Origin of the sequence: Salinicola sp. MIT1003 (assembly GCF_001858555.1) — a bacterium.
Lineage (GTDB): Bacteria > Pseudomonadota > Gammaproteobacteria > Pseudomonadales > Halomonadaceae > Salinicola > Salinicola salarius.
In genome coordinates, this window is the sequence record NZ_MCAP01000022.1 from 87,008 (window position 1) to 99,534 (window position 12,527).

The 12,527-nt window shown below is 64.1% G+C and carries 8 protein-coding genes and 1 tRNA gene; 5 read left to right on the plus strand and 4 right to left on the minus strand.

Features of this window, described 5'->3' with window-relative positions; all coding sequences use genetic code 11:
• The first annotated feature begins 7 nt into the window (after window positions 1-7).
• Window positions 8-1,468, plus strand: a complete 1,461-nt coding sequence (locus BC443_RS10245; protein ID WP_071231739.1) for a M14 family zinc carboxypeptidase — start codon at window positions 8-10, stop codon at window positions 1,466-1,468.
• 253 nt (window positions 1,469-1,721) lie between these two features.
• Here the strand turns inward: BC443_RS10245 and BC443_RS10250 are convergent.
• Both BC443_RS10250 and BC443_RS10255 read right to left on the minus strand, forming a co-directional pair.
• Window positions 1,722-1,798, minus strand: a tRNA-Met gene (locus BC443_RS10250).
• 28 nt (window positions 1,799-1,826) lie between these two features.
• On the minus strand, window positions 1,827-4,604 hold the full coding sequence (locus BC443_RS10255; RefSeq protein WP_071231740.1) for a DUF349 domain-containing protein: 2,778 nt from the start codon (window positions 4,602-4,604) through the stop codon (window positions 1,827-1,829).
• A gap of 256 nt (window positions 4,605-4,860) precedes the next feature.
• Between BC443_RS10255 and minC the strand changes: the two genes are divergently transcribed.
• The 4 genes from minC to sbcB all read left to right on the plus strand — a co-directional run bounded on the left by minC (window position 4,861) and on the right by sbcB (window position 8,346).
• Complete coding sequence (gene minC, locus BC443_RS10260; RefSeq protein ID WP_071231742.1) at window positions 4,861-5,601, plus strand: septum site-determining protein MinC; 741 nt, start codon at window positions 4,861-4,863, stop codon at window positions 5,599-5,601.
• Window positions 5,602-5,647: 46 nt separating this feature from the next.
• The gene (gene minD / locus BC443_RS10265) at window positions 5,648-6,469 is read left to right on the plus strand and encodes a septum site-determining protein MinD (protein ID WP_071231743.1); all 822 of its coding nucleotides are present in this window, start codon (window positions 5,648-5,650) and stop codon (window positions 6,467-6,469) included.
• On the plus strand, window positions 6,466-6,735 hold the full coding sequence (gene minE / locus BC443_RS10270; RefSeq protein ID WP_071231744.1) for a cell division topological specificity factor MinE: 270 nt from the start codon (window positions 6,466-6,468) through the stop codon (window positions 6,733-6,735). Before minD ends, minE begins: the two co-directional genes overlap by 4 nt.
• Before the next feature lie 117 nt (window positions 6,736-6,852).
• Window positions 6,853-8,346 (plus strand): exodeoxyribonuclease I, encoded by a 1,494-nt coding sequence (sbcB, locus tag BC443_RS10275; protein WP_071231745.1) that lies wholly within the window; start codon window positions 6,853-6,855, stop codon window positions 8,344-8,346.
• 139 nt (window positions 8,347-8,485) lie between these two features.
• Here sbcB and BC443_RS10280 read toward each other — a convergent pair whose 3' ends face one another.
• Window positions 8,486-11,440 carry an insulinase family protein gene (locus BC443_RS10280; RefSeq protein WP_083387326.1) on the minus strand — a complete coding sequence of 985 codons (2,955 nt, stop codon included), beginning with the start codon at window positions 11,438-11,440 and terminating at the stop codon, window positions 8,486-8,488.
• Window positions 11,441-11,585: 145 nt separating this feature from the next.
• Window positions 11,586-12,260, minus strand: a complete 675-nt coding sequence (locus BC443_RS10285) for an SOS response-associated peptidase (RefSeq protein WP_071231746.1) — start codon at window positions 12,258-12,260, stop codon at window positions 11,586-11,588.
• Between the last annotated feature and the right edge of the window lie 267 nt (window positions 12,261-12,527).

A 12,527-nucleotide genomic window follows, 5' to 3' on the forward strand; every position in this document is an offset into this window, starting at 1 on the left:
TCAGGCCATGGCATTACAAAACAGCGCCCAGGTTGTGCAATCACTGTATTTGGCTTATCTCGGACGAGCCGCGGATCCGGATGGCTTGGCTTATTGGCAAGGCCAGCTTGATGCGGGGGAGGTCAGCGAGAGCGTTATCAAACAGGCCATCATTGGTTCCGATGAGGCGACCGGCTATTTGTCGGAGCTGGATAGCAGCGAGTACGTCCGTTCCATCTATAACCACTATTTCGAGCGCGAGCCCGGTGACGACGAGGTGGCTTACTGGGCGGAACGGGTGGATAGCGGTGAACTCGGCCGCGCCAATGTCGCGATCACCATGATCGATGCCGCGAGCGAGTCCGACCAGGAGGCACTGGGCGCCAAGCTTTCGGTGGCCAATTACTACAGCCAGAATGTCGCGCAGGACGAATACGATGCGCAGCAGGCGCTGGCGCTGGATAACCTGCACAGCAACGAGGAGCTCTACGCGGCACTGCAGCAGCTCGATGCCGATCACGATGCCATGGCGCTCGAGCAGGTTGGCGAATCCGTGGAGGGCAACCCGCTCTACAAGGCGGTCGTTGGCACGGGCTCCCAGACCTTGATGATCGCGACCCAGCAGCATGGTGACGAGCCGCTGGGTACCGAGGCAGCACTTTATCTGCTTGATTATCTGGCCGGCGACAGCCCCGAAGCACAGGCGTTGCGCGAAGAGGTCACTGTGGTGGTGATGCCGCGAGTCAATCCGGACGGCTTTGCGCGCTGGCAGGAGCAGGTCGCTGGCGGTGAAGACGTTCTGGATCCGCGTCGCAATTCCAACGATATCGACCTCAACCGCACCTACGATCCCGATGTGCCCAACGATCCGGATCTGGCGCCGGAGTCGGCTGCGGTGATGCAGGTCGTCGAGCAGTATCAGCCGGATCTGTTCCTGGATATGCACCATCAGAACAACTATCGCGATACGGATGGCTCGCTGGATACGTTGTCCACGCTATGGGCAACCAATGAGGGGGTGGATCCCTCGCTGGTGGAAACGGGGCAGCGTGCGGCCGTGGCGATCGAACAGGCGCTGGAGGAGTACGACCACGCCAACCTCACGCTTTACCCGGGCAGCGATAACCCGGCTATCGGCCGTAATGGCCTGGGACTCGATGGCACCGCGACGCTGCTGGTCGAACAGCGCGGCCTGCAGGAGATGGATCAGCTGGCCCAAGGTGTAGAGCTCGATTACAGCGCTCTGGCGGGCGCCTTGACGCTCGAGAGCTATCTCGCCATGAAGGGTATTGCTCAATCCATGGGCACCGGTGAGTTCGAGCAGATCGACCCCTCCTTGGCGTTGGAGATCCCTGAGCGTTCTGACGCTATCGATTTCGCGGAGCTTTATGGTGATGACCAGTACGTTCCTGCCGAAGACGAGCCGGCGATGGTGGCTGAAGAGGCCCAGCTGCTCGGCATCCAGCAGGATGACGTGATGATCGCTTAGGCGTTAATCGTTAGCGCGTGTTAATCGTTTAGAACATGTTAATCGTTTAGGACGTGCTGACCACTCAGGATTGGTAATGGCGTAACACGGAGCGTTTGGCTCTTTTGCAGCAAAACGGCCGGCCCAAGTGGGCCGGCCGTCTTGTTGGTGCGCGCCTTGTTGGTGCGCACCGCAGGGATAATGAAGAATCCGGAAATAGAAAAGCGAACGCAAAAAAAAACCGGCGCCTGGGGAAGGCACCGGTCAAATAATTTGGTAGCGGGGACCGGATTTGAACCGATGACCTTCGGGTTATGAGCCCGACGAGCTACCAGACTGCTCCACCCCGCATCAACTTGAGGCGTATTATACGTATGGATTAGACGATGTCAACACTGTCGTCGCTGTGATGATGTCCTGTCTGGCTCAAATGCGTCATCACGCTATCGAAAGCGGGTTCATAGCGCTCCCAGGTCTCGGTCGTAAGCGGGGCAACCGACAACAGCCGCAATAGCGTCTGATGCAGCTCCTCGGGCGGCGTGGGCGGCCGGCCCAGCCCGTCGTTGAGCCGCGCGACCTGAACCTCGAGGCGCAGCGGTTCCAGCGCTTCGGGGATGGCGTCGCCGGCCAGCAGTGCCAATTGGACCAGGCAGCGCTGCAGATGCTCTTCGGCCTGCTGCGGTGACGACGCTTGGCGCTGCGTCTCGCGGGCTTCGAGCGCTCGTCGTACGTCGCTGTCGAGCCGGGCCATATCGAGCGCTTCGCCGTCGTCGCCGGCGGTCTGACGCATCCATGCCCGATAGTCGGGCCACTGCTTCGCTTCTTCCACCAGCGCAAGACGATCCAGCGTGACTTCCCGCGCGTGAACGATACCTTGCCAGCGCTTTTCCATACCCTCGCTGCGCCGGCTGCGGGGTAGGGGCACCAGGCGTTGCGCTTCTGTCAGCGCCGACTCGAGAACATGGCGCTCTCCGGCGGACGCAGGCTGCCAGGCATCCAGGCGGTCGATCAGTGCCTGCATGTCATCGAAGCGCTGCTGCTGTCGTGCCTGCTGTTCGCCACGCACGGTGTCGCGGGCCGCAAAAATGGTGTCGCAGTGGTTGCGGAACTGGCGCCACAGCGTCTGTTCGATGCCTTTCGGCGCTCGGCCCAGCTCGCGCCAGCGCTGTTGCAGCGACTTGGCCTGCTCGGCACGCTGCGCGGCGGGCGCGGTATCTTCCGCCAGTTGTCGGGCCTGTTCGACCAGTTCGCGCTTGTGGTCCGCGACATCACCGGCGCGCTCGTCGATCAGCGACTGCAGCTGGCGACGCAGGCGGGCGTAATGCCGGCCGGTCGAGGCGGCCTGCCGCCGCGGAACCGGCCAGTGTCGATCCCACTGTTCCTGGGCGGCATCGCGAATCCGGCGCAGGCCATCCGGGTCGGCATCCTCGGAAGGGTGGGCCAGCAGCGCTTCGAGCTGTTCGCAAAGTGCCTGCCGGGCCGCGAGGTTGTCCTGCTCCCGCGACTCGAGTTCGGCTTCCCACTCGGCCAGCTGTTCATGGAGGGCGTCGGAGGCGGCGCGGAAGCGCTGAGCCAGTTCGCGGGTAGCTGCAGCGTCGCCGAGCTGGCGCCAGTCGCGAATCAGTTGCTGATGCCGGCGATGACGCTCTGCATCCGGCTGCTCGCGGGCCTCGACCAGCGCTTCGATGTTCGCCAGCAGAGCTTCGCGCTTGGGCGCGGCGGCGAAACCGCGCCAGTCCTTCAATTCGGCCAGGCGGGCGGTCTGCTGCTTGTAGGCCTGCTCCTGGGCCGGCGACAACGACTGCCCGCTGGAATCCAGATGCTGGCGCAGACGGCGATGCAGCTGCGAGGCGGGGCGGTAACGGCCCTGGTCGAGCTCCTCGGACAGAGCCTCGAGCTGTGCGCCGATCTCTTCGTCCGACCAATGGTTTTCGGTCTTGGCGGCGGCTGCCGTGTCTTGCTGTCGCCTGCTGGCTGCTGCCTGGCGCTGGGCATCGAGCACCAGCTCGGTCGGCGGCAGCGTGCGCGGCCATGCCAGGCGCTCGAGGACCGGCGCCAGCGGCTCTTCTTTCTCGAGCGCTTCGCGCAGGGCGGGGGCTTCGGCCTGCAGCCGCTCCCAGGCCTGCCAGATGGTCTGGGCCTGCTGGTCGAGCGCCGCGTACCGCTGCTGGAAGGACTCGCTGACCCCGTAGCGATCCGAGACCTCCTGCCAGCGCTCTTCCTGCAGCCGCCACTTGCCTTGCAGCGCCTGCATGACCTCCGGGGTCAGTCGTTCGGTTTCAGCGACGATGTTCAGTGCCTGGTTCAGGGCATCGAGGATGCCTTCGCGCGTCGATTGCGCCTCGGACTTTTCGCGCTGGATGCGTTCGAGCTCGCGATGCTGATGCTCGTGTTCGGCGATGCGCTGGCGGCAGCGAGTCACTGCGGCATCGAAGCGGGCGTGCTGGGTTGGGTCTGCGTTGCTGGTCAACGCGTCCCATTGTTTGACCCAGTGCTTCAGGCGCGCCTCGAAGGTCGGCTCCCAGGGGCGGTTGGCCTGGGCTTCCAGGGTTGCCAGCAGCTGCTCGCGCTCCGCTTCTTCGCGGCTCTGCTGTTCGGCGTCGGCACGCAGGCGCGCCAGTCGCTCACGCGCCAGGCGGGCCACCTGCTTGTCCCGGCGTGCCTGCTTGGCCAGTTGCGCCAGGCCGTCGGGGGAGGTGACACGTTCCGCGGCGGCGTGGCGCACGGCGGTGATGCTGTTCTCGCTGGCGTGGTGGATCAGGCGCGCTTCGTCGTCGATGCGAGCCAGCGCGGCCAGACGCAGGGACTGGTTGTCACTCTGGCCGATCAGGGCGTCGATCAGTGCCAGATCCTCGAGCTGCTCGATCTTTGCCAGCCGCGTATTGAGATCGGGGCTGGGCGAAACGCGCCCGCCGAGAAGGTCGACGAGACGCTGGAACGACTCTTCGCTCGGCGACTGGCGATGCCACTGGAGCAGCGGATCGAGATCCTGTACCCGCGCCAGTGCCGCCTGGCGGACCTGGGGGGAATCGTCCTGGGCGAGCTGACGAAGCGTATCGAGCTCGTCCGAGCTCAGTTGAGAGGCGGCTTGGGCGCGGACAGCGGGATCCTTGTGCCGCCAGCGAGGGGAAAACAGACGTTGAAAGAGTCCTGGCATGGCCGGTGTGGCATCCTGAAAACGACGGGGCTGGCAGAGATCGACCCCGCAAATTCGCGGCGCCGACGGCAACTGTCTATCTAACCATTTGAAGGCCAGCGGTAAAAGCCCGATTCGTCGGTGATGAAAGCCCGATTCGCGGGTTGCGTCGGTTCGTGGCGACACCTGACAAAAGGTCTGAGGGGCCTTATGATCGGTTGCAGCGATGTCCGCCCTCGCCTAGCTTAACCCCATTCCCCCGCTGCGGAGTTCGGTCATGAGTCTCAACAGGGATCGGGCAGACACTGCCTTTACATTCAAAGGCGGCATGCTGCCGATGACAGTCATGGAGTTGGCCAGTGGCGACCCTGAGCGTATCCGCGCACAACTGGCCGGGAAGGTGAGTCAGGCACCGGCCTTCTTTCAGCATACGCCGGTGGTGCTGAGTGTCGAGCAGGTCGACGAGCCGCACCTTGCCCTCGAGCGCATCTGTGCCGTGTGTCGCGCGCACAAGTTGCTGCCAGTGGCCGTACGCGGCGGATCGGATCCGGTCAAGCAGTCGGCATGGGCGCTGGGGCTAGGCTGGTTCCCGCCGCAGGAGAATCGTCCGCGTGGGGTCGAGCCCCGGCCCGTCGAGGCACCGATCGAAGCGGAGCTGCCGGTGCCGCCGCCGGAGGTATCGATACAGGCTGGGGGGCGTATTTATCGCGGTACGGTGCGTTCGGGCCAGCAGGTTTCCGCCTCGGAAGGCGATCTGGTCGTGATCGGCGCCGTCAATCCCGGTGCCGAGGTGCTGGCCGCAGGCAGTGTGCATGTCTATGGGCCACTACGCGGACGGGCGCTGGCTGGTATTCATGGCGATCGCGAAGCCGGTATCTTCTGTCACGATCTGAAGGCCGAGTTGCTTTCCGTGGCAGGAACCTACAAGCGTCTTGAGGATATCGACCCCAAGATGCTGGGATGTTCGGTGCAAGTGCAGCTCAAGGAAGACCAGTTAAGGATCTCGGCGCTGACCTGAATGGCGCGAGAGTGATCAACAGTTATCGGGTAACAGGAAGTTCATCTTGGCCAAGATCATCGTTGTAACGTCCGGTAAAGGTGGCGTCGGCAAGACGACCAGTGCGGCAGCCATTGCCACGGGGTTGGCCCTTCGCGGTAACAAGACCGTCGTCATCGACTTCGACGTGGGGCTGCGGAATCTGGACTTGATCATGGGGTGTGAACGCCGGGTCGTCTATGACCTGGTCAACGTCATCCAGGGCGAGGCCGGACTCAAGCAGGCTCTGATTCGCGACAAGCGCTCGGAGAACCTGCACATCCTTCCCGCGTCCCAGACGCGCGACAAGGATGCGCTGACGCTGGAAGGCGTCGAAAAGGTCCTGATGGATCTCTCCGAGGAGTTCGATTACATCATCTGCGACTCTCCCGCCGGTATCGAACGTGGCGCCCAACTGGCCCTCTACTTCGCCGACGAGGCCATCGTCGTGACCAATCCCGAGGTCTCCTCGGTGCGGGACTCGGACCGTATTCTCGGATTGCTGTCGTCCAAGTCGCGTCGCGCCGAACAGAACCGTGACCCGATCAAGGAACACCTGCTGGTAACCCGCTACAACCCGAGCCGGGTCGATGACGGGGACATGCTCAATCTGGAAGACATTCGGGAAATACTGGCGATCGACCTGGTCGGCCTGATTCCCGAATCGGAAGCCGTGTTGCGCGCCTCCAACCAGGGGGTGCCGGTCATCCATGACGACAAGAGCGACGCTGGACAAGCGTATGTCGATACCGTGTCGCGCCTGATGGGCGAAGACGTGCCGCTGCGTTTTCAATCGGTGCAGAAGCGCGGCCTGATCGCACGCATGTTCGGAGGAGGAGGCCGCCGGTGAGGCTACTCGATTTTCTCAAGGGTGAACGCAAGAAATCCGCATCCGTTGCCAAGGAGCGGTTGCAGATCATCGTTGCCCATCAACGCGGGCATCGGGGCCAGCCCGACTACATGCCGATGCTGGAGCAGGAGCTGCTCGAGGTCATTCGGCGGTACGTCAAGGTCGACCAGGATGCCATCAATATCAGCCTCGATAGCGACAACGACTGCTCGGTGCTCGAACTCAACGTGACACTGCCCAACGAAAGCGAAGCGGCCAAGACCTGAGAAGCGGCCAAGACCTGAAGCGGCCAAGACCTGAAACGGTCAGTGCCACGGCCAGCGACACATGAGTCGTGCTGCCGGCTATGCTAGGCTTGGCCTTTTGCGCAGGCGGAGAGCGGAATGGCCACGAGTGGAAGGGGCAACAGCAGGAATTCCCGGCCCCAGGCAGAGCCCACATTTCTCTGGCACGACTACGAAACCTTCGGTGCCGATCCGCGTCGGCACCGGGCTTCCCAGTTCGCCGCGATTCGTACCGATGCCGACTTCAACGAAATCGGCGAGCCGCTGACCCTGTACGCCCGCCCGGCGGACGACGACCTGCCCAACCCCCATGCCTGTCTGATTACCGGCATCACGCCCCAGGCCGCGCTGCGTCGTGGCGTGCCGGAGGCGGAGTTCGCCGCGCGCATCCAGGCGGAAATGAGCGTGCCGGGCACCTGTTCGCTGGGCTACAACAGCCTGCGCTTCGATGACGAAGTCAGCCGCCATCTGTTCTACCGCAACCTGTTCGACCCCTACGCTCGAGAGTGGCAGAACGGCAATTCCCGCTGGGATCTGATCGATGCCGTGCGCGCCTTCTACGCCGTGCGCCCCGAGGGCATCGAATGGCCGAAGCGCGACGATGGCGCCCCGAGCTTCAAGCTCGAGCACCTGACGGCAGCCAACGGTATCCCGCATGAAGGAGCCCACGACGCGCTGGCGGATGTGCGCGCCACGATCGGCATGGCTCGGCTTTTGCGCGCCCGGAATGCCAAGTTCTTCGATTACCTGCTGTCGTTGCGTCAGAAGCGTCGAGTGGCCGAGTTGCTCGATGTCGATGCCCGCAAGCCGATGCTGCATATCTCGCGGCGTTATCCCGCCAGTCGCGGCTGCAGCGCGCTGGTCGTGCCGCTGGCTGCGCACCCTTCGAACCCCAACGGGATCATCGTCTACGACCTGGCCGTCGACCCGGCGCCGCTGTTCTCGCTGACGCCCGAGGAGATCCGGTCACGCATCTTCGTCAGCGAAAGCGAACTGGCCGAGGGCGAAACGCGGATTCCGCTGAAAGTGGTCCATCTCAATCGCAGCCCGGTGCTGCTGCCGATCGTCACGGCCAATGATGCCGTCGCCAAGCGTCTGGGGCTCGACCGTGCCTTGTGCGAGCGACACTGGCAGGCGCTGGTGCAGAATCCGGAGTCCGCCAGCAAGGCGGCACTGGCCTTTGCCGACTCGCCGGCCGATCCGCCGCAGGATCCCGACCTGATGCTCTACTCTGGCGGCTTCTTCTCGCCGCACGACCGGCAGGCGATGGAACGCTTGCACGCGACACCGCCCGACGAGCTGGGCACGACGGGGTTTGCCTTCCAGGACCCGCGGCTCGAGGAGATGCTGTTCCGGATGCGTGCGCGCAGCTATCCCGACACGCTCGACAGCGAGGAAAAGGCGCAGTGGGACGCCTTCCGCTGGGCGCGCATGAACGACGCCAATAGTGGCGGAATGACGCTCAAGGATTTCGCCCGCGAGATCGAGCGCCTCAACCAGACGCCGCTGGAAGACCGCGAACGTCAGGTGCTCGAAGAGCTGGTGATGTACGTCGAGTCGATCATGCCGGAACAGGCGTTCGACGCTTATTGAGCGACGAGCGGGTGACGAAAGCCGACTTCCCGAACCAGAAAGCCAGAAAACAGACAGCCACAAAACAGACAGCCGCCCCGGACGATGCGTCCGGGGCGGCTTGCGTTGGAGGGTAATGTCTTCGGGTGCGCCGCTGCCGTTATCGCGCCAGCGTCGCGTAGTCGCGAGTCAGAGCATCGACATCGCTGGGCTGGTCGCCGGCATCGGAGGTGACATTGAGCGCCGGGCTCTGGCGCAGCGTCTGCCAGGCGCTGCGGACATCCGCTGCGCTCAGCTCGTCGACCTGGGCTGCCAGTTGCTCCCGACGATCGAAGTCGGCCTGGGGGTAGGCCAGCGTCTGCCACAGCCGATCGGCACGTGCCGAAAGTGACTGGTCGCGCTGCAGCAGTTGCTGGCGCACGGCCTGGCGATAGGGCGCCAGATCGGCATCGCTCAACGCCTCGATGCGCTGGTCGAACGTCTTCAGGAAGGCGTTCATGCGCTGTCCGATGGTCTCGCTGGAAACGCTGGGCGACTGCACCAGCATCATCAGGCCCGGGGCATTCATGAAGGGCGCGTAACCGGCGCTGACGACATAGCCGAGCTGTTCGTCGGTGCGCAGTTTGGCAAAGAACGGCGGGCCGATCAGTTGCCCGATCACGGCCAGGCTGGCCTGGCTCTGCAGCGCGCGATTGGGGCCCTGGAGATAGCGCAGGACTGCGGCGTCGTCCCGTGTCGTCGACGGATGCAGGGCCGGCGCATCTGCCGGGACGTCGAGCACGCGCAACGGCGGAATGTCGCTGGCGCGAAGCCTGGGCGACAGGGCGTTGGCGACCAGCAGCCCCTCGCGTCTGGCAAGGGTGGCGTCGAGATTGCCCACCGCCAGAGCCTGTACGTAGAGCTCGTCGAGGAATTGCCGGCGATAGTCGCGCACGTCCTGGGCATCGATGTCACCGATCGCCGCCAGCATGTTGGGAGTGCTGACCTGCGGCCGCATCAGAGCCTCGCCCAGGGTGCGCTGCATCTGCTGGTAGAGGGCGTCCTGTGGCGCGTTTCCCCAGCTGCGTTCCAGCCCCTGCTTGACTCGGGCGATGCTGGCATCGGTGATCTCGCCCTGCCGCAGTTGCTCGACGACCGTCTGCATCAGGCGATCCTGATGATCGCGCCAGCCGGAGAAGGCGAGCGTGATGCCGCGACCGTGGGCGTAGGCGGTGAAGTTCTGGCCGGCCAGCGAGGCGGGGTAGAAGCGCTCGTTGAGACCATCGTTCAACCAGCCGGCCAGCAGCCGTGTCAGTACGGCATGGCGGGCATCCCGCGTGGCATCGGGGTTCTGCAGGCTGAAGCGCCATTCGACGCGCGGGGCGCCAAAGTCGCTGTCGGCCTGATGCCAGATCTCGACGCTGGGGGAGTCGACGAGGCGCGCCGGTTCGGCGCTATCGAACGGCTGTACGCTCAGGTCTTCGGCGATGTAGGGGTTGGCCTCGGGAAGCGCCAGGCCTTCGAGGGGCGTCCCGCGAGGCCAGTCGTCGCGGCGCGTCAGGGTGTAGGGGGTCGAGAAGTACTCGGTCGTCTTTTCCCCCGCGACGTCCGGGCCGCTGTAGACCCGCAGCAGGTTGTCGGGGGTCAGCCGTTCGAGGATGTCATCGATCGCCGCCGCGTCGAACTGATCCATGCGGTAGGGCGCGTACTGCACATCCTTGAGCGGATAATGGGCGAGGCTCATCGCCATGCCGCTGACGGTGTCGATCGGTTCGCTGCGCTGCTGAAAGCGGAAGCTCTGCTCGGCCAGTCTGGCCTGTTCCTCGTAACGCCAGGCGTTGACGCCGTGATCGCGGATCCGCCGGATCTGCTCGAACAGGCTCGCCTGGATGTCGTCGAGGTGGTTTTCGCCCTCCGGGGTCAGGCTGATCGAGATGTCGAACAGCGCATGCCGACCATCGCCATGGCTCGTGCCGGCAGACAGGCCGTCGGCCCAGCCGGCCTGACGCAGGGCGGCCAGCAGGCTGCCTTCGCCTTCGTGGCCGAGCAGGTTGGCGAGGTAGTCGTCGGGCTTGTCGGCATATTCGAGGATCGGATCGTCGACGGGAAACAGGAACTCCAGCTGGCGCCGGGCTTCGTTGGTCTTGATGCGCAGCGACGCCGGCAGGTCGCCGTCTCTTGCCAGCGGCTGTTCGACGACCGGCTTTTTCAGGTCGCGATCGGGTACGGCGTCGAAGCGCTGGCGCACCTGCTGCTCCAGGGTGTCCAGGGGCTCCGGCGCAAGCACGGCCAGATGCATCACGTTGGCGCCGTAATGGCGATGATAGAAGTCGAGCAGCGCCTGGCGCAGCGGACGTTTGTCGCTGTTGAGCGTATCCAGACTGCCGACGGAGAAGTGGTTGATCGGATGATCGGGATTGAGCGCCTTGCCCAGCGCTTCGTTGATGCGGCGGGCGTCATCTTCGCGCCGCGCCTGGTACTCGGAGTTCACCGCATGGCGTTCGCGGTCGACGTACTCCGGATTGAACTGCGGAGAGACGAAGAACTGCGAGAAACGGTCCAGCGCCTCGGGAAAGGCCTCGGGATCGACGTCGAAGAAGTAGTTGGTGTCCTGGTCCGCGGTGAAGGCGTTGTGAGATCCGCCGTTGCGGTTGATGAAGCGCTGGTAGCCGTCGGGATCGGGATAGCCCTCGGTGCCCAGAAACAGCATGTGCTCGAGGAAGTGCGCCAGGCCGGGCATGTCCGACGGGTCGTTGTCGCTGCCTACCGAGACATCCATCGCCGCCGCGGCCTTGTCGGCATCGGGGTCGCTGACCAGTAGCACCTGCAGGCCGTTATCCAGCGTGATGGCACGATACTGGCGGTCGTCATTAGGGCTTTGGATCAGAGGGCTCTGGGTCAGAGGGTTTTGGGTCGGGGAGCTCTGGTTCAGGGAGCCCTGGATCGGCTGGACGGGATCCGGCGAGACAGGTTTGGCGGCGGCGATGGCTTCGCTGGGCAGCGAGCTGAATGTCAGTGCCAGACCGAGGGTCAGATAGCCGGCAGCGAACCAGGCGCGGAGCCCGGAGCGCCGGGATATCGCGCTGCCAACGGCATGAGCGCGATGCGATGAAGCTCGTGAATGGGGTTCCTGCATACGGATTCTCTCGGTGATGATGAATCGGCTCGGTAATGAATCGACTTGGTAATGAATCGACTTGGTAATGAATCGGCTCGAGGATGAACGGAGCTCGACGGTGAATGGTTCGATCGTGAACGCCGAGACGGAGCGTGGCTTGGCTTCAGGCCGTCCACACCCGCATGGGTCCGACCGGATAGCCACAGGCCCACTCCTGGTGCGCGGGATCGTTCACCTGTCTTGATACCGGAAAAGCGCCCAACAGTTCCCTGTCGGCCGGCCCGATGAGGTCACGAGCGGCTGTCGGCGAGGTTTCCACAGAGAGCCAGTCCTCGATCCGGGAGGGCGCGATGACGGCGGGCAGGCGGTCGCTCATGGGCGCGATGACCTCCGTGGTAGGCACGGTGATCAGCGCGAACGAGTCGCGCGGGGTGCCGATATCCGGAGCGTAGCGGCTCCAGATGCCGGCCAGCATCAGCGGCGAGCGGTCGGTATGCGTGACCAGAAAGGGCTGCTTGCCGCGTAGCCCGGCCTGCCAGACATAGATGCCGGTCACGGGGACCAGGCAACGGCGCTCGGTCAGCGCTTCGCGAAACATCGGTCGCTCGTCGAGGGATTCGGCGCGGGCGCAGTGAGGCGCCTGATCGAGGACCTTCAGCCAGGTGGGCGTGAGTCCCCAGAAGGCATCGCGCAGCACGATGTCGTCTGCTTCCCGGCGCAGGATCGACAGCCAGCGGCGAGGCGCCAGGTTGGGGCTGAACACGGGCGGGTCGATGCCACGAAAGGCGGGGCTCCGCGGGTGACGTGTCCAGTCGTCGACATGCAGTCGACCAGCCATGGTCTCTCCTCGTGGGCATTCTGACGGCAGGGCCACAGCCTATGCCACCGGAAGGGCAGGGCCAAGATGTTATTGATCGAAAACGGATGCGACCGGTGCAATCGATCGGCTTAAAACTCTCACGAAATCGTTACGTTAATGCCCCAGGTGCTTGCGTTTGCGCGGTATGGCGATATGCTGAGAAACGCTGTTCGATTTTAAGTCGACAACAATATTTTCCGGCCCCCGGACCATCGGCAGCGATTCGACACTATTCCGAGCGAGGAA